This window comes from Acinetobacter sp. SW-226 (assembly GCF_055632855.1).
Map to the genome: position 1 here is coordinate 712,117 of NZ_CM145752.1, position 22,093 is coordinate 734,209.

The following is a 22,093-nucleotide window of genomic DNA, read 5'->3' on the forward strand; positions in this document are numbered from 1 at the left end:
ATGAAATCGTCGGTCAAAGAAAACTGCTTCACGTTTAAATGTTGGCTGCTAACAACATTTAAATTTGGAGCCAATCTTATTGCTCTAGGAAAGGTCACCGTACGTATTGTGGATGCCGGTACAATATTTTGACGGTTGCTGCGACCTTGTACCCTATTTAACGCAACTCAACTTCGATTGGTTGACATGAAAATGAAAAAAAATTGAATTTTTTTTATAATGAGTTTTTAGCTAGGTTGTAAGCAGCGCTATGGTATCACTAACACGATATTTTCTTTGGTTTTTTTTCTTGTGTTTTATTTTTAGCTGCGTATGCGGTGTGTTAGCAGCACTGCTACCTACAGGTTTGGGCGGCGTATTAACAGCTGTACCGTATTTGGTGGCTATGATTTGGGTGCTCCAAAAATTTATTAAACAACAGCGCCGTGCGCCGACCCAAGCTGAACGTAAAAAATTTACTTTGGGTTTTAGTCTGATATTTTGGGGCTATAACTTGGCGTTTCTCTTGCTTGGTTTATTCATTTTTGCCCAAGCTGATGCTGAAGTGGGACAAAACTTTATGCTTTATCTACAACAGCCACAGTTCGTCGCGATTATCGTAATTATGTTTTTACTGGTTGCCATTCCACTTTGTTTGCTGACTTATTGGTTCTATGGCAAACAAGCAGAACGTATGGCGGCAAAAATTGTCGCTTAATCGTAAAGCTTTCTTCTAAATGCTATAGTCTGATGAAAAGTATCATTTGAGATCACGCTATGCAAAAAGAACGTGTATTGGTGACAGGAGCGAGTGGTTTTATTGGTTCAAACTTGCTTAATTATTTATTAGAAAAAGATTATGAGGTCATTGGTTTAAGTCGGCAGAAGAGTCTTTCAAAAATACATCCACATTTAATCTGGATTCAAACCTTGGATGAATTGAAACATGATCGAATTGATTATGTGGTAAATCTGGCGGGGGAAAGTATTGCACAGGGGCGTTGGACAGATGCCCGCAAACAAAAGCTGATTGCCAGTCGTGTTGAAATGACCACGATGCTCTATCAGTATCTAGCCAAAAGAAATATTAAACCGAAATGCATTATTTCAGGTTCAGCGGTGGGCTATTATGGTATTGACCCGACTGAACAATGGACAGAACGCTGTACAGAACAGTCTCCACCGCAGTCGATTTTTATGTCGGAGTTATGTCAAAAGTGGGAGCAATCTGCGCGGCAAGACACAACGCAAAATACCAAAATCATCCGCTTGGGGGTGGTCTTTGGACGCGGGGCGGGCATTCTGCCGCAAATGTTGTTTCCGATTAAAATGAATCTGTGTGCTCGAATTGGTTCAGGACGACAACCTGTGGTGTGGGTGCATATTCAAGACGTGTTGCGAGCGATCGAGTTTTTGATGCTACATGAAACGACTGAGCAGGTCTTTAATGTCGTCAGTCCAGAAAAAGTCACCCAGTCGGCGTTTGCACAAACCGCAGCTCAAATTCTAAAACGTAAACCTTTACTTTCTTTGCCTGCTTTTGTGTTGAAATTGCTCTTAGGCGAGCAATCTCAACTAGTGTTAAATGGTCAGTTTGTCCGTCCGCAAGCGCTGAGCAATCAAGGCTTTGAGTTTAAGTATCCGACTTTAAAAGAAGCATTGCTTCATCTCATTCAGCCCAAAGCGTGATTGTGGTGAAGTCATCATCACGCAAAATGTGCTAAACGTTCTGGAGTATAGGCAGTCGCATCAACAGTTAAGGGGTGCTCCAACATTAACTCACGCAGTAGCCGTGCAGATGCGGGTCCCATACACAGACCATTTCGATAGTGGCCGAAGTTTGCCCAAAGATTGGAAATTTCAGGAAATGCTCCGATATAAGGGACGCCCGTTGGTGAACTTGGGCGTAGACCCGCCCAATGCTTCACAATTGGGAAATCAGCCAGTTCTGGCACTATGTCCACACAGGCTTTATAAATATTTTGTTGGGTTTGTAGGGAGGGGCGTTGGTCAAAACCGACATCCGCCATGCTTGAGCCACAAACGATATGACCGTCTAAACGTGGAATCAGATACATGACCTGATTCATACACATTGTTGGGAGCCAGTTTTCAGGGGTTTTAAACAGCAACATTTGCCCTTGTACAGGGTTCACTGGAATGCTGCATTGGAGTTGTTCGGACCAGTGCTGTGACCATGCGCCTGTTGCAATCACCACATGATCTGCATGATAACTTTGACCATCAGCAGTTTTTACCCCTTGAACTTGCTGATTGACTATGTCAAACCTATGTACCCATGCTTGCTCATGGAAAGTGACTTGTGGTAGCTGTTTGAGATATTCCACAATCGACTTGAGCAGTCGTGGATTGCGGACGTTAGCCAACTGTGGAAAATGGATGGCTTGTTGAAAGCGCGTTGAAATACGTGGATTGATCTGTTCCAGTTGCGTGCGTTGTAAAAGTTCACACTGCTGCATCGGTTCCTGATGTTGTTCTTTATAATTTAGACCAATATCAAAATCAACTTCGTCAAAAATTAGCATACCTGTTTCATGGATTTCAAAATCTATCCCTGAAACGGGGCTAATTTTTTCATTCCATGCTTGATACATGCTTTTGCCATATTTGGCGAGGTCATTGACACTTTGTGGATAGCGCCACGGGTACATCGGAGAGAGAATACCTCCACCTGCCCATGAGGCCGCTTGTCCTGCTTGTTGTTGGTCAAAAATCTCCACTGAACAACCGTGTTCAATCAGCTCAAGCGCTGTCAGTAATCCACTGATACCTGCACCAATAATGGCAATATGCATTGCAACTCAATCCTTCTGGTGTATTTCTTTTACTTCATGTCTTTCAGTTTGAGTGCCGCTTCTTCTGCAAAATAGGTCCAGATGCCATCGGCACCTGCGCGGCGGCAACTCATCAGTGATTCGATAATCACGCTGTCCGATAACCAACCATTTTGAATGGCTGCGGCAAGCATGGCATATTCACCACTGACTTGGTAAACGAAAGTCGGGACGCCAAAAGTGTCTTTGACTTCACGAACAATGTCCAAATAAGGCATACCTGGTTTGACAATTACCATATCCGCGCCCTCTTGAATATCAAGGGCGATTTCATGTAAGGCTTCTGCGCGGTTGCCGACATCCATTTGATAGTTGTATTTGTTGCCACCTTTAAGGTTGCTCGATGAACCGACTGCATCGCGGAAAGGACCATAGAAGCTTGATGCATATTTTGCTGAATAGGCCATGATCGAGGTGTAGATATGGCCATTGGCTTCAAAGGCTTGACGGATGGCGCCGATACGACCATCCATCATGTCACTGGGTGCGAAAATATCAGCACCCGCTTCAGCATGACTTAAGCCTTGTTTAATCAGTGCCGCAACGGTTTCGTCATTGAGTACATAACCTGTTTCATCAATAATGCCATCTTGACCATGCGTGGTATATGGATCAAGTGCACCATCGGTAATCAGCACCATTTCAGGCAATTCTTTTTTGAGCAGATGTAGCGTGTTTTGAACCAAACCATCTTCACGCCATGCTGCTTCGGCACTGAGGCTTTTATCTTCTTGAGGAGTCACTGGAAATAGTGCGAGTTTCGATACACCAAGTTCAAGTAAACGCTCCGCCTTTTTTACAAGTAAGTCAGCAGATAAGCGCTGAATATTTGGCATACTGGGAATATCTTGGGTTTGCTTCTGTCCTGGCAGGACAAATACTGGATAGATGAGATGATCTGGCGTTAAATGAGTCTCACGGACCATAGAGCGCAGATGTTCATTTTTACGAATACGACGCATGCGAGTAGCGGGAAACGCGGGACGATTGAACGTATAGGTCATAAAAATCTCGATAATCAGTATTAAACTAGGTCAGTATTGTAGACCTATCTGGTGGTTTTGGGCAGATTTGGATAGGTTTTTATTGTTTGCATGCTAAAGCAGGGTGTTATGAATAGTGGTGAAAAAAGCTGGACGGGCAGCATACACTTAGGAGCGAAAGTGGATATTGATGTGGTTTTTGAGCAATTGGTCAAGGCTTTTAATGCATCGCCATTTTTTAAGCACAACAGTATGAGCATGCGTGTAGTCAATGGACAGATTGAAGCCTATATAGATATGCAGGATTACTTAATTGGTAATGTCGCGTTCCAGATTTTACATGGTGGCGTGGCTGCAACGATCTTGGATAGTGTTGGCGGTATTGTGGCGATGGGGGAGCTGTATAAAAAAGCCGAACCTGACACGATTGCAGATACCATCAAAAAAGTATCACGTTTAGCGACAGTAGATATGCGGGTTGATTATCTTGCGCCGGGACGTGGAAAATATTTTATTGCACGTGCTGAAACCCTGAGATTGGGGCGTAAAGGTTGTACGATGCGTATGACTATGGTGAATGATGAAGATCGAGCGATTGCAACAGCTATTGCTTCGTATGCATATTAGGTCTATATGACTAAATGATTAATAATTAAGTGAAATTTATAGCACTCAGCAGGAAGTTGGGTGCTAAAAACTAAAAAAGACTGTGCAGTTACAAATTATATTCTCAAAATATGATTATCTAATCGTAAAATGCATCAAATTTTATAGTGACTTTCTCATCGACACCAATGCAGACAAGTTTTTTGTCTGATGTCCCTTTAGAAGGGATGATGCCGGCTGACCAAGTCTGTTAGATTTAGGAAAAATCAATGACAGATGCCTCAAATACACTGCCAGATACCGATACAGCCAATCAAATTAGTGATCAAACACTGAAAGCAAAACGGAAGAAAAGTTTAACTTTTGTTGCTCTAATTCTGATTATTGCTGCCGTTTTATACTTGGTTTGGAAACTGTTTTTTCAACATTCAGTTTCTACAGACAATGCTTATGTGGGTGCAGAAACGGCATCCATTACCTCTATGGTGACAGGTCAAGTTGAAAAAGTCTTGGTCAGTGATACTCAGAATGTGAAAAAAGGTGATGTGCTGGTTTTAGTGGATCATCGTGATGCTGAAATTGCTGTAGCCCAAGCTCAAGCTGAATTACTTAAAGCACAGCGCCAATATAAACAAAGTGCCGCCAACAGTAGCTCTTTAAACTCGCAAGTCTTTGTGAGTGATGACGCCATTCACAGTGCTGAAGCGCAAGTGGCTAAAGCCCAAGCTGAGCTAAATAAAGCACAGGATGACTTGAACCGTCGCCAGCAGTTGAGTGCAACAGGGGCAATTTCCAAAGAAGAGTTGAGTACTGCACAAGCCACATTCAATAATGCACAAGCCGGCTATAACTTGGCACAGGCTGGTTTAGCTCAAGCAAAGTCGAGCCAAAAAGCGGCACAAAGCAATTTGGCTGCCAATGAAGCCTTAATTCAGGGTAGCAATGAAAACTCGATGCCTGATGTTTTAGTGGCACAAGCAAAATTAAAACAAGCTTTGTTAGACCTAGAACGTACAGAAATAAAAGCGCCTTTTGATGGTGTGGTGACAAGCCGGAAAATCCAAGTTGGACAACGTGTGGCACCGGGTTCAGTGCTCATGATGTTGGTTCCTATTTCACAGTTATATGTCGATGCGAATTTTAAAGAAAGTCAGCTTGAAAATGTACGTCCAGGTCAAAAGGCTATTCTAACCTCAGACTTATATGGGGATTCGGTTGAATTTCATGGCACAGTCTTGGGCTTTTCAGGCGGTACGGGCTCTGCCTTTGCATTGATTCCTGCTCAAAATGCGACAGGAAACTGGATCAAGGTCGTACAGCGCTTGCCAGTACGTATCCAACTTGACCCGAAAGAACTGACTGAGCATCCTTTACGTGTTGGCTTATCTATGGAAGCTCAAATCGACTTGAAATCGAAGTAGTTGCTTATGAATAGCTACGTTCCCTATGGCGACTTAAAAGGTGGTCGCCTCATGCTGGCAGCCTTTGTTCTTGCTTTGGCCAACTTTATGGTCGTGCTAGATATGACGATTGCCAATGTCTCTGTACCTCATATTACGGGAAGTCTTGCTGTATCAAGTTCGCAAGGGACATGGGTGATCACCTCCTATGCTGTGGCTGAGGCAATATGTGTTCCTTTAACGGGATGGCTTGCAGGTCGTTTCGGTGGGGTCAAAATTTTCATTTTAAGCCTAATAGGCTTCACGGTATTTTCAGTACTGTGTGGTTTATCAACCAGTTTAGAAATGTTGGTTTTTTGCCGAATCGGTCAAGGTCTATTTGGTGGTCCGATCATGCCACTCAGTCAGATGTTGCTGATGCGAATTTTCCCTCCTGAGAAACAATCTCAAGCGATGGGTATGTGGGCAATGACGACTGTGGTTGGTCCAATTCTGGGTCCAATTTTAGGCGGAACCATCAGTGACAACATGTCATGGCATTGGATTTTCTTTATCAATATTCCAGTCGGTATTTTCTGTGCATTTGCAGCAATGCGTTTATTAAAACCAGCAGAAACAGCAACAGCAAAACTGAAAATTGATATGGGGGGCTTATTGCTATTGGTGCTTTGGATTGGGGCATTACAACTCATGCTCGATCTGGGGCATGAACGTGACTGGTTCAATAGCCCTGTGATTGTGGTATTGGCTTTAACCGCTGTGATTGGTCTGGTGATCTTTACCATTTGGGAGCTGACCGAACGACATCCAGTGGTGAATATCCAAATCTTTAGATACCGTAGTTTTACTATTTCTGTTTTAGCATTGGCCTTTGGTTTTGGTGCTTTTTTCGGCAGTATTGTGCTGATTCCACAGTGGCTACAGATCAATTTGGGTTATACCGCAACTTGGGCAGGTTATTTAACTGCAACTATGGGGTTTGGTAGTTTAACCATGTCGCCGGTTGTGGCAAAGCTAGCAACCAAATATGACCAACGCGCACTGGCGAGTTTTGGTTTGAGTATTTTGGGTGGGGTGACGCTGATGCGTTCATTCTGGACCACAGATGCAGACTTTTTCGCATTGGCATTACCACAAATCTTGCAAGGTTTTGCTGTGCCTTTCTTCTTTATTCCACTGTCGAATATGGCATTATCGTCTGTGTTGCCACATGAAATGGCATCTGCCGCAGGTTTAATGAACTTTTTAAGAACTATGGCAGGGGCAATTGGGGCATCAGTTGCCGTTACCATTTGGGATGACCACACTAAAGTTGCACGTAGTGAAATGGTAGGTAGTTTACATACAGACCAGACCCAATCCCTGTTAATACAGCAGGGGATGAGTTCGGAGAGTGCTTTAGCTTATATTTCCAGTCTAGTCGATAAAGAAGCATTAACCTTATCCGCAAACTATATTTTTCTGATCTTAGCATTAGTATTTCTTTTCGCTGCTGCCATTATTTGGCTTTGCCCTAAACCTAAATTGGGTGCCGGTGGTGGAGGGCATGCACACTAAGACCATAAAAAATCACTTAAAAAAGAACATGCCAGTCAGTTCCTTAACTGACTGGCATGTTCTTTTTCAACCCTAGATTTTATTCGATAGAAGTAGGAATTAAATTTCAGACTTTGCACGTTCTAATGCGGACTGCCATTGCTGTAAGTGAAAATCACGTTGATCTGAGCTCATTTGGGGTTCAAATGCACGCTCAAGTTGCCAAGACTGTGCAATTTCATCTAAGTTAGAAAAGATACCAGATCTTAAACCTGCCATGGCAGCAGCCCCCCATGCTGTAGATTCTTGCATTTTAGGGCGTAAAACAGGCACATTTAAAATGTCTGCCTGAAACTGCATAAGCATATCATTTTGACTCGCACCGCCATCGACACGTAATTCTTTGAGTGGTTGCTGAATATCGGCTTGCATGGCGGTCAGTACATCTGAGACTTGGAAGGCAATAGATTCTAAAGCTGCACGTGCAATATGGGCTTTGTTGGTTCCACGTGACATTCCACATAGTAATGCACGAGCTTCACTGTCCCAATGTGGCGCACCAAGTCCAGTAAAAGCAGGGACAAGGATAACACCATCGGTATCCTTAACTGTACAAGCCAGCTTTTCGACATCGCCACTTTTTTGAATAATGCCTAAATTATCTCGTAGCCACTGCACAATTGCTCCTGCCATAAATACGCTACCTTCTAAGGCATAAGTAGTTTGATTTTGCGTTTTCCAGCCAAGTGTAGAGAGCAGTTTATTTTTACTGTACTGAACGGTGTCCCCCGTATTGAACAACATAAAACAACCCGTGCCATAGGTATTTTTAGCTGTACCACTTTCAAAGCAAGACTGGCCAAACAGCGCAGACTGTTGGTCACCTAAAATCCCTGTAATTGGAATATTGGCTCCAAGTAGCCCTGTTGCAGTATCGGCCACATAGGTATCTGAATTGATAATTTGAGGAAGTAGTGTAGATGGAATATTAAAGAGTTCTAATAGCTCTTCATCCCACTGCTGGGTACTCAAATTCATCAGCATGGTACGAGATGCATTACTAACTTCGATGACGTGATTTGCGCCTTGAGTCAGGTTCCAAATGAGCCAACTGTCAATGGTACCAAAAGCTACATGACCTTCTGTCGCCAATTTACGGAGACCGTTGACATGTTCAAGTAACCATACCAATTTTCCAGCACTAAAATAAGGATCAATTCGAAGCCCTGTTTTGGATTGAATTTTGTGGCTCATGTTTTGCTGAAGGAGTTGGTTGCACCATTCAAAAGCACGACGATCTTGCCAAATAATGGCAGGTGCAAGTGGTTGCCCTGTACGTTTATCCCATACGACAGTCGTTTCTCTTTGGTTGGTGAGACCAATGGCTTGAATGTCTTTGGCAAGGATGCGAGCCGAGGCGAGTGCTTGCTGTACAACGGCAATTTGTGAGCTCCAAATCTCTTGGGCATCTTGTTCAACCCAGCCAGATTGAGGGGTGTGTATGCGTGTTTCGCGTTGTGCCGTTGCCTGAACTTGACCTTGTTCATTGAAAATAATGGCACGACTCGAAGTGGTTCCTTGGTCGAGTGCAAGTAAGTAGCTCATAAATTATTTTATTGTTGGACTTGAAAACCAAAATATTAACGCAATTATGTAATTAAGCGCATCAATATGTGTGTTTGTTTAGAAAATAGATCGTATTTTCTGGCAACTATGCTATGATTGGCGCTACTTTGGGGGTGTTTCTGGCTTCGACGCTGGTGATGAAACTCATAGATGCATGTCGAGAGCGCATTTTCTCTCGTAAATCAAATTTGCATTTTTTAGTCGCAAACGACGAATCATACGCTCTAGCTGCCTAAGGGCAGCTTGTCCGCCTCTCCGAATACTTGTGGTTAGAGAGTCCGACTGAAGCGCACGCACACAAGTCCGTATAAAACCAAGCCTCGGGGTTTTGTACTAAATTAAGAGGATCGCGATTTGTACCCTGTTCGTCGGGTCACAAAGAGTTAAAACAGTAGACGATATCTAAGCATGTAGTATTCTCGAGCGTAGTGCTGGCGGACGCGGGTTCAACTCCCGCCACCTCCACCAAAATTCTTTCCGAAGTAATCCATTGGAATCTAAAAAAGCCTTTAAACTCAATGTTTAAGGGCTTTTTTATTGGCTGTATTGTCCGATACTGTCCTAAGCGATTTGACCCTATTTTTGCTTTTTCTGGGTCAAAATTGGGGCAATTTGACCCAGAAATTAACACTTAATATTCTGGTTAAAGTTATGGCACTCACAGATACTGAATGTAAAAAGTCTCAACCAAGAGATAAACAATATCGTCTTTCAGATAGCAGTGGACTTTCGTTAAGAATTGATCCGAATGGAAACAAATATTGGAATGTTCGAATTTCAGTCCAAGGGCAGCGTAAATCTGAATCGCTAGGAAAGTACCCTGAAGTAAGTCTAAAGAAAGCCCGTGAGTTGGCTTATGAACTTAAATATAAATATTCTAAAGCTGAAAAATTGGATGAGCTTAAACCCTTATTTCGTGAAGTAGGTGAAGATTGGTTTAATAACCAAAAGGATACGTGGTCGCATAAACATATTTTGAATGTTCGAGCATCTTTAGATGAGCTTTATGTATGTTTAGGAGATAAAAGAATCAATCACATTACAGCCCCCGAAATATTACAAATCATCAAAAAAATCGAAGCACGTGGTTCTTTAGAGGTAGCGAAACGAACATTGTCACGTTGTGGCATGGTGTTGCACTTCAAATGCTAATCTAAGCTAATAAAAATCAGCCTATCCAACCAGCCTCAGTTATGCCTGTTATCAAAAGATTGGGTGATCTTTGGCAACAACCTCAAGAGGTAGTGATAGCACAAATTTTTGAAAATCTTAAAAAACTTTTAATATCGGTAAACTGATATATGGTGGAATCAGGAAATTATCTTTTGAATTATTCAATAAATTAAGGCTAAATTCTATTCTTTGCTTCCGCTTCAAGTAGATATAGCTCATTAATTAATAAAAACTCGCGGTATTGATGAATTAAATTTTCTTCATGTTTTTCTCTATGTGTGCGTGCATTCCTGAAAGCTTGATAAGTACCAAGAAATAGGTTTGCTCTACCAATAACCTCTGATTTGTCAGGAACGATCCAAGTTAATTGAGCATTTGATGTATTAAATGCTTGAGAAAAAAGCTTGGTACTGTGCTCATTTAAATCTGTACGCTCCCTAACAATATCTTCTAAGCGTTTATATGCCTTTGTTAAGGCGGAGTCAGGATCTTGCTTAAATAACAATGCTAAGTCGAAAATTCTGTCATCAATAATCGAGTACGGTAGCTCTAGCGGATAATAAGGTTTTAACTTGGAAGTTTGGGCTACTTCATTTTTGAAGGGATAAATATAGTCATGCAGACGTATAGGACGAACAATTTTTTGTTGAAAAATAAAATCGATATCCTGATCACTCAATGATGAGCTATTCAATTTATTGAGGAGCTTTGAGGACACTAGAATTTCTTCAGTTTCAATTCGATGCTTTCCCAAGAGAGTCAGAGCTTTTGCTAGACCTTTTGGTCCTTCTCCAAAATAACCTGATGTAAAGCCTGAGCGAATAATGTAATAATTGTGAGTTAAATCTCTGAGTATAAAGGCGTGAGTTTGATCATTTGTGAGTAACAAAGCGTAGTCTAGATTTTCATGAGTTTGGATTAAACTGCAAAGGCTATAGAGAGATCTTTCAGTAACTCCAGCTTTGCCTAAATAATTAGCATGGTAAAAATTTTCTGTTTTGAACATTTTTATAAATAAAGTAGTTGTTGTATGAAAAGATGATGGGGTAAATTGGGGTAAAAATCTAGAGCTTCAATTTTTTTTTAACAAGTAGATTTCGTTAGAGATTTTGGATGAGTTCAATAGCCACTACCATACCACAAGCTGTAAGCAATAAAGATGATAGAGTTATTGTTAAAATCGGCTTTTTCCTTTTCTAAAACACGACAACACATATTGATATTAAATGAACTATTGGCACATACAATTACACCCAGACTCAAGATTAGACGTTGATACGCTAAAATCCATACTTACGACAAAACAAGTTATTGGTATGGGTGAATCTTGGAATGACAAAATAGGAAAGCCTGTTAGCGACCCTAAGCTTTTCAAAGACGATATGAAAATTGACGATGTTGTAATGGTTCGTGATGGAAGTACGCCAGTAGCATTAGTAAAAGTAAAGGGCAATGCTTACATAGAACACGATACAGATGATGAGTTTGATTGGTTTAAACTTAGAAGGAAAATTGAAATTTTGGGTTTTTACGAAGAAGATGAGAAAAAACTTCTTAAGCAAACTTTAGCAGATTATGGTACGAGCCACATACAAGCACCAGGCACGTTAACCTATTGTAATCGAAAGAATGCTACCAATAATTTTATTTTAGAATGGTATATGTTAAGTAATCAGAAAAGACTAATGGAAAATATAAAACTGTCAGAAGAGCGACAAACTCAAATCAAAGCACTTTGGAACAAATTTAAAAGTGAAACGAAAGAGGAAGAAAAGAAATTTAACAATGACGAAGTTGAGAAACTAATTTCTGCATGGAAATCATACAAGGATAAAATCTTAAATGACACATTGAGTTTGGATGACTACACAAACATTTTAGGAAGTTCTACAGCAACAATGCCTGGCGGATATTTGTGTAACTTTTTAGAACGAACCACGAGAATTGTTTTAGGTTCTTCAAAGCCTGGCACAGCATTTAACTTTGAAGTGAAATTGAATGATGACAATTCTACTTATCATATCAAAAGTGCAAGCAAACCAAATGCTACTCGCCAAGACGCAGAAATTTATTTTAATAACAACATAAAAGGTTTGTTGAAAAGTATCGTTTCAAAAACTGACCCGTTAGAAAAAATACATTTGATTGAAAACTCAAATTACAGTGCCAAGCAAGTTTTAATGAAATTGGCTGTATTGGATAATTTATCAGACTTTCTCTACATCTACTCTACACAATGGTTAGAAGAACTATATAACGAGTTTATTGATAGTGATGCCGAAGGAATCTTTAGAAAAAACCATCAAGTTTGTCTTGTAGCAAAGCAACTTTTAGACGTAAATGAACAAGACAAAAACGAACTTGTTTTGCTTTCACGTTTCTTATGGCGTTTTGTCAATTCTAAATCGATTGCAGACATAAACAATCCTAACGTTATTCTTTATGGACCACCAGGAACAGGTAAAACATTTTCTGTAAAAAGTAGTTTAGATTTTGTTTGCCAAGGTGATACTTCAAGATATGAGGTTTTACAATTCCATCCTTCATTTACTTACGAAGATTTTATTGAAGGTATTAAACCAAAAGGTGTTTCAAAAGATGGAAATATTCGCTTTGAGTTGGTAAATGGTATTTTTAAAAACTTTTGTATCAAAGCGAAAAAATACCCTGAAAAGGATTTTTATTTCGTCGTGGACGAAATAAACCGAGCAAATCTTTCAATGGTTTTTGGCGAAACTTTATCGCTATTAGAAAAAGATTACAGACAAGACACTAAAAATAAAAACCTGATTCGAACACAATACTCTGCGCTAATTGAAGATTTGATCAAAGAGGACAATAAATTTAAAGATTTGGCTTATGAGATTGACAACAATGAAGTGAAGTTCGGAGTTCCTAAGAATGTATTTTTTATTGGAATGATGAATGATGTGGATAAAAGTATTGATGCTTTTGACTTAGCACTCCGTAGACGTTTTAAATGGATAAGAAAAGATTGTGATTACGAAGTAATTGAAGAGGAAACACGTTTCAAAGGAAAAGATCAGTTCAATAATATTGGTCAGTATGTCAAAGCCTGCGAAAAATTGAATGACTTTATTTCTAAAGACTTGGGTTTAGGAAAATCATATGAATTTGGTCATTCATTTTTTATGAAGATTAGCGACATTGCTAAACGTAAAGATATTACAAATAACAATATTGAAATTTTATTTAACTTGTATTTGCGACCAACATTGAAAGAATATCTAAGAGCAGTATTTGCGGAAAGCGAATTGGAAAGTAGATTAGATGAAGCGTTGAATCAGTTCAAAGAAACAATGAAATAAAATGAAAATTAGTATTCCAGTCAATCATAATTTTTACGAAGAAGCCCCAATTTCAGATTTAGGTAAAGCTTTTGGGGTAAAAAAACAGTCAATCGTAAAAAACTTGCAAGAAATTTTTTCGTCTGTTCATGAATTAAAACTTGGTGCAGAACAACTAAAGCAGGTCAAAGTATTTCATTTCAAAAGCAAACGTATTTTTGAACAAGATGAAGAACGTCTAATTTTAAAATTATATTCAAAAGAAAAAGAAAAAGAAAAAGAAAAAGAAAAAGAATACTTTATTCAAACTGGTTTGTATGCTGGAGTGCTTTTTTACAAAGGTTGTAAAATTAATATTACAACAAAATATGGTGACATTTTTCTAAAACGTATGCTCAACTTCGTAAATGACATTTACGTTGACAATGAGTCAATACAAGCTAAGAAAGACGAAACCGAAAATCAGTTCTTGTTTATTATTGCTCATTTATTCATTCAGTCATTAGAAAAAGTGGTTGTTTTAGGTTTGCCACAACAATACCAAAAACAGCAAGAGCGAAGTCAAAAAGTAAGAGGAAGTATAAATTTTAATGATTATTTAAAAAGAGATATTCCATTTCAAGGAAAACTAACGACAACTTTTAGAGAGCGAATGTATACTCAAGAAATCATTGATGTTTTATATTTGGCATTGAAGAAATTAGAAAGTGTTTTCGGGAAAGAAATTCACAGCCGTTTGCTTGGTTTAAGTCAATTTTTAAAACAACAATATTCTGGTCGTTTTACGAGTTACGAAACAATACAAAGAGCCAAAACACACCAAACTATAAACAATCCAATGTATCGTGGTTTCAAAAAAGTTCTGGAGTATGCAGAAATAATTTTATTGAACAAAGACCTAATACCCGATAATGATAAGAAAAGTTTAGAGACAACGGGGTATTTGTTTGATATTGCAGAATTATACGAAATTTATCTTGAAAAACTTTTGAGTAGAAACTTTCCTGAATGGTCTGTAAGTGGACAAGTTGATATTCCAATTTACAAACAGCAATTTTATCGCAGATCAATATTTCCAGACTTAATAATGAAACATAAGGCAACGGGAAAAATTATTGTTTTTGACGCAAAATTTAAGAAAATGGGAATGCAAAATAATGACATTGATAGATCAGATTTACACCAAATACATTCTTATTCGGGTTATTACCAAAATAACTTAATAGCAAGTGGGTTGATCTATCCATTATCAAAACAATTAGACGTTGATAAGTCTTACTCTGACACTTTATACGGTAACAACAATAATGATGTGCTATTTATAGTGGATGGAATTTATGTTTATGAAACACAGACAATGAATGATCTAATTGAAAATGAAGATATATTTATAAAACGAATGACAGATTTGATAGGTAAACAAGACGTAACTATTTGACAAAAATAATAAATAGCACGAGCGATCAAGAGACCGCTCAAGTTAGCGATCAAGTTAAATGCCTCATTGAAAAGATGGGACAGAAGGAATACAACCTTAGCGAGCTCATGTCCTTATTAGATCTATTACACTGTGCAACATTCCAAAGAAATTATTTAAATCCAGCATTGGAGGCTGGCTTAATTGAACGTATGCTCCCTGATAAACCAAAGAGTCCTAAGCAGAAATACAGATTAAAAAATGATGACTTCGAAAAGTATTGAGAAATGTTCATTAAAACAAATAAAAGTAATGTTATGGTGTAACATTTGGTATTGAATTCACACTTGTTAAAATCAGTACCAAAAGTTCAAATCCTAAAGACAGATTTGGACAAAAATTAGTTTTGGTATTTAATGTACTAAATCTAATTTGGGTACAAATTGGGTACAGAATATTTTAATTTTTGAAATTTATATTTAAAAATCATTTGTTTAAGTTTTTAGTTCAATTGACACCATCTCTGTTTTAGTAGTTTGCCCAAGACAAAATGAAAATTTAAGAAATAAAATAATTTTTACAACTTATGACATGACCTGTCATTTTTGTGTCTTATCTTCAATTTATTAGTCATTTCGATCAAAATTTTAAATTTACAAGGCAAATTGGAAGGACATTAGTATGACAATAAGCTCTGATCCATTTACCAATAAACATAGAAAGAAGGCTTTAAAGCGTATTTTTAGAGCTTTAATAGTGGGAAAAATAAAGTGGGCTGAATTAAAGAAGTTCTATTTAGCAATGTTGTATCTAGAACGTTATTTAGAAAGACTGAAAATTATTTAAATTTAAATTAAAATAATGTTTTTTATGTGGTTTAGTGTAAAATTTCGTTTGTTTAATGTGGTATATTTCAAACATATCGAAATTTTAAAAGTTCGATATATGTATTAAATAATTAGAGAAAATTTATGCAGCGTGATGATTCTATTCATGAGCGTTTAGCCGACCGATTGGCCAATATTTTAACAAAGTTAAATATGGGGTATCAGTTAAGTATAAAAGAGCTAGCATCTGAATTTGGGGTAAGTACACGTACAATTTCGAGAGATTTTGATCGTCTTAACGCTTATTTACCATTGTTACAGGATGATGAAAATAAAAAATTTTATCTAGATTCAAATTATTTGGGAAAAATTGCTCCAAAAGATATCCGTAATTTTGCTCAGCTTTCAGGAATTAGCCATTTGTATCCATCATTGGATATGTCTTTTCTACGTGAGATTTTAGATAGTCGTGCACATCAGATTTATAGTGCTAAAGGTTATTCTTTTGAAGATGCTAGCCAATTTATGGAACTATTCAAAGCACTTGGAAAGGCTATTCAAGAGCATAGACAAATTGGTTTTGTATATAAAGGAGAACCGAGACTAGTCCAGCCTTATCGCTTGATTCATCATCATGGTAGTTGGTATCTAGCCGCAGTAAGAAAAAATCAACTGCGCACTTATCGTATTTCACATATTCAGCTTACACATAATCCACATGAATATTCTCAATTTATACCAGATCAAAATATTGTAAGACTTGTGGAAGATGATGACAGTATCTGGTTTGGACAGGATAAACAGGAAATCATTTTATCTATTCAGGCTGATGTAGCCTTTTATTTTAAGCAACGCAGTTTATTACCTGAACAGAAATTAATAAGAGAATTAAGTGATGGTAGTTTATTAGTTGCTAGTCAAATTAGTCATAAGATGCAAATTTTCCCATTAGTTAAGCATTGGATACCATATATAAAAATTACTCTGTACACGACAAAAATAGATAACTCATTGAAATAATGTCACAATAATTGTTTTCTAACGACGAATACTATGACACATCTCAATGAGTTATATCTTATCTTAAACAAATATCTAAAATGGAACAAGTCACATTTAAAGTGCTTTGCGCTCATCATGCTTGTGATTATTTTAAAGCAAACATGTAATCTTTCTTCTGCATCTAAAGCCTTGCCCATCAAGTGCTTACCACAATCATTTTATCGACGTATGCAGCGCTTCTTTGCAGGTCAGTATTTCGATTATCGTCAAATTTCTCGGTTGATTTTCAATATATTTTCATTCGACAAAGTGCAACTGACTTTAGATAGAACCAATTGGAAATGGGGAAAACGAAATATTAATATCCTGATGCTCGCGATCGTTTATCGTGGAATAGCGATACCTATCCTTTGGACATTGCTTAATAAACGTGGAAATTCAGATACGAAAGAGCGCATTGCTTTGATTCAACGCTTTATCTCCATTTTTGGTAAAGACCGTATTGTGAATGTGTTCGCAGACAGAGAGTTTATCGGTGAGCAGTGGTTTACATGGTTAATTGAACAAGACATCAACTTCTGCATTCGTGTTAAAAAAACTTCATTGTCACCAATCATTTAGGAAAGAATCATAAAATTAGTGATTTATTTCGCCATCTTAAAGTTGGTCAAATTGAATGTCGTAAACGACGGATTTTGGTTGGTCGGGTGAAACTATATATAAGTGCACTACAGTTAGAAAATGGAGAGCTTTTACTCGTCGTTTCTCCTCAGTTTAATGCCAATGCTATTCAGGATTATGCATTACGCTGGGAAATTGAAACCTTATTCAGTTGTCTCAAAGGACGCGGGTTTAATCTTGAAAATACGCGCTTGACAGACCCTAGACGAGTGAAAAAATTGATTGCGGTGTTAGCTATAAGCTTCTGTTGGTGTTACTTAACGGGTGAATGGCAACATGATCAAAAAAAAGCGATAAAAATAAAGAAGCATGGACGACTCTCAATGAGTTTATTTCGCTATGGTTTAGACTATGTTCAAATGGCGATTCAGCGTTTAATTGGTTTTGGGAAAAAAGAAGAGTTTAAGGAAATTTTGGCAATTTTAAGAAGGCAGAAGCCTGATAGGATAAGGGTTCTGTGAAATTTGTCGTGTACAGAGTAAAAATTATGAATCCAGAAGGGCTGCAAGAGCAGTTAGAAAATGAATTAATAGGATATTTGAATAGTTGATCTGTTGAAACTAAATATTTTTCATATTTGAAAGTATATTATTATTTTGTGAGGCTAACTTGATATCTAAAAAAGTAAATATTGCATATGCTGCAACTATGAGTGCTGGAAAGACAACATGTATCAATGCACTTATAGGCACGGAACTTTTACATGCTGCTAATGAGGCTACTACAGCTACAATTACAGAAGTACGTTTAAGTCAAAAAGAATTAATAAGGTGCTATGATGAGAATAAAAGAATAATTGAGGAAATAAGTTTTATTACACCACAAATAATAAAAGAATTAAATTGTAATGATAAAGTTAATGAAATATTAATCGAAGGTAATTTTGCTTTTGATGAAAATTTTGTATTGATTGATACGCCAGGACCTAATAACAGTAGGGATGATAAACATTCTAGTCTGGCGTATGATTTTATTTTGGAATCTAATTTTGATTTTTTAGTGTATGTAATAAATTCAACACAGCCTTTTATTAATGATGATGTTATTTATTTAAAATTTATTGAAAAAAATATAGAGCATAAAAAAATTATTTTTTTGGTTAATAAGTTGGATGAATTTGATGCAGAAAATGAATCAATAGATAGTTTTAAAGATAATTTGAAGGTTTATCTAACTGATATAGGTTTTAATGATCCAATTATTTTTGGAGTAAGTGCTTATAGGGCATTACTTGTAAAAAAATTAATATTTCAAGAAAAACTATCAAAAAAGGAAAAGCGGGAACTACTCCATTTTTTTGATCGAAATCATGATTATTTGGATTATAGTTTTATCAATTTTTCTGAAGAAATTATTGATGAAGTCGAGAGTAAAAACAGATTTGGATTTCTAGGGGAAGGTTTTGAGGATTATAAATATTTGAATGAAATATACTGTAAGACAGGTTTTCCATACTTTGAGTTTTATTTGAAAAATAAAACATATAATTTAGATAAATAGGGTGTAATGTAAATTGAATAATATTGTAATTGAGCATAATCCATTTAATATTGAGACAAATTTCTATGTAGATGGAAAAGAGTTAAATGGTACTAATATTTTAGCTAACTTCAAGCATAGACGTTTACAGTTGTGGGTAGATCAACTGCCGAAGGCTTTATATGAGTTCTTTAATCAAGATGTTGACGTTAAAATAAATTTCATTGGTTTAGAGTCTGATTATATTGATATTAAAGAAGAAATTGACAGAGCTAATTTTGAGTATGGCACTAATATTCTGTTAGCAGAATATCAACCAGTAGAGGGAGTAGATGCTCGTTTAGTAAAAGTTCAAGAAATGATTGGTAAGGCAAAGAAAAATCCAAAGTTTTTAAGTTACTTAGAGAATAACTCGAAAATCTCTTCTGCTTTAAATGAAGCATTTAATAATGATTTTGATGCATATGTTGTAGCGACTATGTCTTCTGGTAAGTCAACATTTATTAATGCAATGTTGGGTACAGATCTATTACCGGCAAGAAATGAAGCAACAACAGCAACTATAGCCAAAATTTTTGATACGAAATCTGAGGAATATAGTGGAATTAGATGTAGTAAAACTGGAGATATACTGGAAGAGAGTGGAAGTTTAAATAGTGATGTGTTGAATGAATGGAATGATCAAGAGGATACGCATACAATTAACATTGACGGTCCTATTTATGGTATGCAAAAAAGAGATAATGTTCGACTGGTATTAACAGATACTCCTGGACCAAATAATAGTCGAGATGAGTCTCATGCTCGACTAACTATGTCTTTTATTCAGGACTCTCAACGCAGTCCATTAATTTTATATATTTTAAATGCAACTCAATTAGGTATCAATGATGATAAAAATTTGTTGAGTTTGGTTGCTAAAGAAATTAAGAAAGGTGGTAAGCAAGCAAAAGATCGATTTATTTTTATTGTGAATAAATGTGATGAATTTGATTTAGAAAAAGAATCCTTAGAAAAAGCTTTAAATAATGTTAAAAATTATCTTTCCGAAAATGGAATTCAAGATCCACAAGTTTATCCTGTCTCCGCATATGCAACTCGTTTAATGAGAAATGATGAAAATTTTTTAACAAGTCGAGAGCGACGTAAAAAAAATATCTATATTGATCAATTTTTAGAAGATGAATATAACTTAATTAAATATATGCCTTTGACTGCAAAAGTTCATTCTAGAGTTTCAAGTTTGAAATTATTAGAAAATGATGAATTAAATGTAGCTTTGAAAAATAGTGGTATTCCAGCTGTAGAAGTAATGATGGATGAGTATATTGAAAAATATAATTTACCTCATCGATTAAATCGAGCCAAAGAAGCATTAGATGAGGTGATTAAGCTGGCACTTAATGAAGAGGGAATTACTTTATCTTTAGTTCAAAATGAGGCTGAATTACAAAAAACGTTAGATGCAATTCATATTCTGGAGCAAAAGAGAAATCAGGGTTTTAAAACTGAGGTGTATAAAAAACAATTAATAGAGAAGAAGAATAAAATACCAAATGGAATACAGAAAAGAGTAAAGGAATTGAGGATTGATGTTTCAACAGCTCTTTTGAATGCAGGCAATAGCATGCGGGGAGAGGTAAATCTTTATCAGGCAAATATGATCCTAGAAAAGATTGAAAACAATCTCAGTTTTAAATTTAAAGAGGTTATTAATGAGTTAGATAACGAATATAGAGTGATGCAGAAAGATATTAGGGATGATCTAAATTTAGAGTATCAGAAATATGTATCTTCTATTTTTGAGGATGTTAAAGATTTAAAAATACCTGTATTAGCAGGACTAGAAGCAAAATTTAAAAATCTTGATATTAATGTTGCTAAGACATCAAGCAAAGAAATAAAAAGTAAGCGTGTTGTTATTGGTCAAAGAGAAGTTAAAGACTCTTCATGGTGGAATCCATTCTCATGGGGGAGAAAAAATTAGTTGATATTACAGAGGAGCGAGAGTCTGTGGTATTAGATGAATTATGGAAAGCGAGAGTGGATGAATTACGTAAGCCGTTTGATCAACTACTTGACGATGGCATGCAACATATACAGCAGGGTGCAAATGAGATAGTTGATCTTTATGTTAAATTTATATCAGCTGAATTCGATAAACATTTTAATGCTGTAATTTCGGAATTGACAGGAAAGATAAAAGATAAAGATAAGCGATTAAATGCCATCCAATTAGCTCAGCAGGAATTAAAATGGATTGAAAATTTCCGCACACAATTAAATAGTACGCTTATGATTAAAGGTAATAATTAAAATGGAACAATTAACTAAAGTTGAGTTTTTAAGAATATTGGAAAATTCTAATGATCTTTCTGAACTGATAGAATTAAAAAAATACTCATTGGAATTTGATGATTTTAATGAGGCTTGGGGCGAGATTATCGAGAATAACCATAGTTATGATCAAGATGACTTTAACCGAAGCCTAATTCAACTTGAGAATAATTTTTGTGAAGAACGATTGGAGAGATCTATTGAAATAAAGAAATTTTTAATTGAAATAGGTGCAGAAGGTTTTATACAGCATAATGATGCAGAGAATACTCGAAAAGATCAGTCCTATTCAGAAGTGTCATATGAAAAGAATATTGGTGTAAATGAGATTTACTCTCAAGTTGATTTATCTTCTCAAGATATCCCTGATTTTTTGGTTGAAGCCTTATCTGAAAATGATTTACACAGCTTAAAAGTATCTTTGCTTAATATATTATTAGATAACAGTAAAAATTTTAGTAATTTAATAAATTTAATAGATTTAGTTCATTCTAAGTGCCCTGAAATTTTTAAAGAATATATTGAGGATGAAATTAATGATCCTATAAATTTAGATTCAAATAGTTGGACTGTACGGTATTTTCATGAGCAAAATTTAGCCTTGGAAACCAATTTCGCAATAAAACGATATAAACATTTGCTTGATGTTCGCGAATTCTTACGAAAAAAGGGAGAAAGTGCTTTTCAATTTATTACTGCAACTAAAAAATCAGGGCAATCAGGGCAATCAGGGCAATCAGGGCAATCAGGACAATCAGGACAATCAGGACAATCAAAAAGTATATTTGATGAACTATTAGATATTTTGTTAGACAGTCTAAGTACGCTCAAAGACGTTAGTTGTAGCCTTATTAAGAAAGTGAAAGCGAAATTTAAATAATCGA

At 36.6% G+C, this 22,093-nt stretch carries 17 protein-coding genes, 1 other RNA gene and 2 pseudogenes; 16 read left to right on the forward strand and 4 right to left on the reverse strand.

Features of this window, described 5'->3' with window-relative positions; translation table 11 throughout:
* Positions 1-250 precede the first annotated feature (250 nt).
* Together ACZ8ZH_RS03440 and ACZ8ZH_RS03445 are read left to right on the forward strand one after the other, a co-directional pair.
* A complete protein-coding gene (locus ACZ8ZH_RS03440; RefSeq protein WP_086208191.1) occupies positions 251-697 on the forward strand; it encodes an ABZJ_00895 family protein in 447 nt (148 codons plus the stop codon).
* A gap of 59 nt (positions 698-756) precedes the next feature.
* On the forward strand, positions 757-1,668 hold the full coding sequence (locus ACZ8ZH_RS03445) for a TIGR01777 family oxidoreductase (protein ID WP_119064990.1): 912 nt from the start codon (positions 757-759) through the stop codon (positions 1,666-1,668).
* Between the two features lie 17 nt (positions 1,669-1,685).
* Here ACZ8ZH_RS03445 and thiO read toward each other — a convergent pair whose 3' ends face one another.
* Both thiO and hemB read right to left on the reverse strand, forming a co-directional pair.
* A complete protein-coding gene (thiO, locus tag ACZ8ZH_RS03450; RefSeq protein ID WP_119064989.1) occupies positions 1,686-2,795 on the reverse strand; it encodes a glycine oxidase ThiO in 1,110 nt (369 codons plus the stop codon).
* 29 nt (positions 2,796-2,824) lie between these two features.
* Positions 2,825-3,838 (reverse strand): porphobilinogen synthase, encoded by a 1,014-nt coding sequence (hemB, locus tag ACZ8ZH_RS03455; RefSeq protein WP_119064988.1) that lies wholly within the window; start codon positions 3,836-3,838, stop codon positions 2,825-2,827.
* Positions 3,839-3,946: 108 nt separating this feature from the next.
* On the opposite strand from hemB, the gene ACZ8ZH_RS03460 reads away from it, so the two are divergent.
* The 3 genes from ACZ8ZH_RS03460 to ACZ8ZH_RS03470 all read left to right on the forward strand — a co-directional run bounded on the left by ACZ8ZH_RS03460 (position 3,947) and on the right by ACZ8ZH_RS03470 (position 7,380).
* Positions 3,947-4,444, forward strand: a complete 498-nt coding sequence (locus ACZ8ZH_RS03460; RefSeq protein ID WP_086208187.1) for a thioesterase family protein — start codon at positions 3,947-3,949, stop codon at positions 4,442-4,444.
* A 248-nt stretch (positions 4,445-4,692) separates the two neighbouring features.
* Positions 4,693-5,844, forward strand: a complete 1,152-nt coding sequence (locus ACZ8ZH_RS03465) for an HlyD family secretion protein (protein ID WP_110974858.1) — start codon at positions 4,693-4,695, stop codon at positions 5,842-5,844.
* A 6-nt stretch (positions 5,845-5,850) separates the two neighbouring features.
* A complete protein-coding gene (locus ACZ8ZH_RS03470; RefSeq protein WP_086208185.1) occupies positions 5,851-7,380 on the forward strand; it encodes a DHA2 family efflux MFS transporter permease subunit in 1,530 nt (509 codons plus the stop codon).
* A gap of 99 nt (positions 7,381-7,479) precedes the next feature.
* Here ACZ8ZH_RS03470 and glpK read toward each other — a convergent pair whose 3' ends face one another.
* The gene (gene glpK, locus ACZ8ZH_RS03475) at positions 7,480-8,964 is read right to left on the reverse strand and encodes a glycerol kinase GlpK (RefSeq protein WP_119064987.1); all 1,485 of its coding nucleotides are present in this window, start codon (positions 8,962-8,964) and stop codon (positions 7,480-7,482) included.
* Positions 8,965-9,094: 130 nt separating this feature from the next.
* Here glpK and ssrA point away from each other — a divergent pair.
* Positions 9,095-9,453: a transfer-messenger RNA gene (gene ssrA, locus ACZ8ZH_RS03480) on the forward strand.
* A gap of 183 nt (positions 9,454-9,636) precedes the next feature.
* A pseudogene (locus ACZ8ZH_RS03485) lies at positions 9,637-10,128 on the forward strand (tyrosine-type recombinase/integrase); the annotation flags it as partial.
* A 205-nt stretch (positions 10,129-10,333) separates the two neighbouring features.
* Here the strand turns inward: ACZ8ZH_RS03485 and ACZ8ZH_RS03490 are convergent.
* The gene (locus ACZ8ZH_RS03490) at positions 10,334-11,164 is read right to left on the reverse strand and encodes a TIGR02391 family protein (protein ID WP_119064986.1); all 831 of its coding nucleotides are present in this window, start codon (positions 11,162-11,164) and stop codon (positions 10,334-10,336) included.
* A gap of 220 nt (positions 11,165-11,384) precedes the next feature.
* On the opposite strand from ACZ8ZH_RS03490, the gene ACZ8ZH_RS03495 reads away from it, so the two are divergent.
* The 9 genes and pseudogenes from ACZ8ZH_RS03495 (at position 11,385) to ACZ8ZH_RS03535 (ending at position 22,089) form a co-directional block, all read left to right on the forward strand.
* Positions 11,385-13,487, forward strand: coding sequence for an McrB family protein (locus ACZ8ZH_RS03495; RefSeq protein WP_119064985.1), 2,103 nt, complete (start codon positions 11,385-11,387; stop codon positions 13,485-13,487).
* Between the two features lies 1 nt (position 13,488).
* Positions 13,489-14,904, forward strand: a complete 1,416-nt coding sequence (locus ACZ8ZH_RS03500) for an McrC family protein (RefSeq protein WP_470247847.1) — start codon at positions 13,489-13,491, stop codon at positions 14,902-14,904.
* 11 nt (positions 14,905-14,915) lie between these two features.
* A pseudogene (locus ACZ8ZH_RS03505) lies at positions 14,916-15,167 on the forward strand (Fic family protein); the annotation flags it as partial.
* A gap of 687 nt (positions 15,168-15,854) precedes the next feature.
* Positions 15,855-16,730, forward strand: coding sequence for a helix-turn-helix transcriptional regulator (locus ACZ8ZH_RS03510; protein ID WP_470247848.1), 876 nt, complete (start codon positions 15,855-15,857; stop codon positions 16,728-16,730).
* A 33-nt stretch (positions 16,731-16,763) separates the two neighbouring features.
* Positions 16,764-17,854, forward strand: a protein-coding gene (locus tag ACZ8ZH_RS03515; protein ID WP_470247662.1) for an IS4-like element ISAba1 family transposase whose coding sequence is annotated in 2 segments (ribosomal slippage) — positions 16,764-17,304 and positions 17,304-17,854 — 1,092 coding nt in all. Because the reading frame shifts where the segments join, the coding sequence is not laid out codon by codon here.
* A gap of 148 nt (positions 17,855-18,002) precedes the next feature.
* Positions 18,003-18,893, forward strand: a complete 891-nt coding sequence (locus tag ACZ8ZH_RS03520; protein WP_162900313.1) for a dynamin family protein — start codon at positions 18,003-18,005, stop codon at positions 18,891-18,893.
* Positions 18,894-18,906: 13 nt separating this feature from the next.
* Entirely contained in the window at positions 18,907-20,859 is a 1,953-nt protein-coding gene (locus ACZ8ZH_RS03525; RefSeq protein WP_470247849.1) for a dynamin family protein, read from the forward strand.
* On the forward strand, positions 20,841-21,188 hold the full coding sequence (locus tag ACZ8ZH_RS03530; RefSeq protein WP_470247850.1) for a hypothetical protein: 348 nt from the start codon (positions 20,841-20,843) through the stop codon (positions 21,186-21,188). Before ACZ8ZH_RS03525 ends, ACZ8ZH_RS03530 begins: the two co-directional genes overlap by 19 nt.
* A gap of 1 nt (position 21,189) precedes the next feature.
* Entirely contained in the window at positions 21,190-22,089 is a 900-nt protein-coding gene (locus ACZ8ZH_RS03535; protein ID WP_162900312.1) for a hypothetical protein, read from the forward strand.
* Positions 22,090-22,093 lie beyond the last annotated feature (4 nt).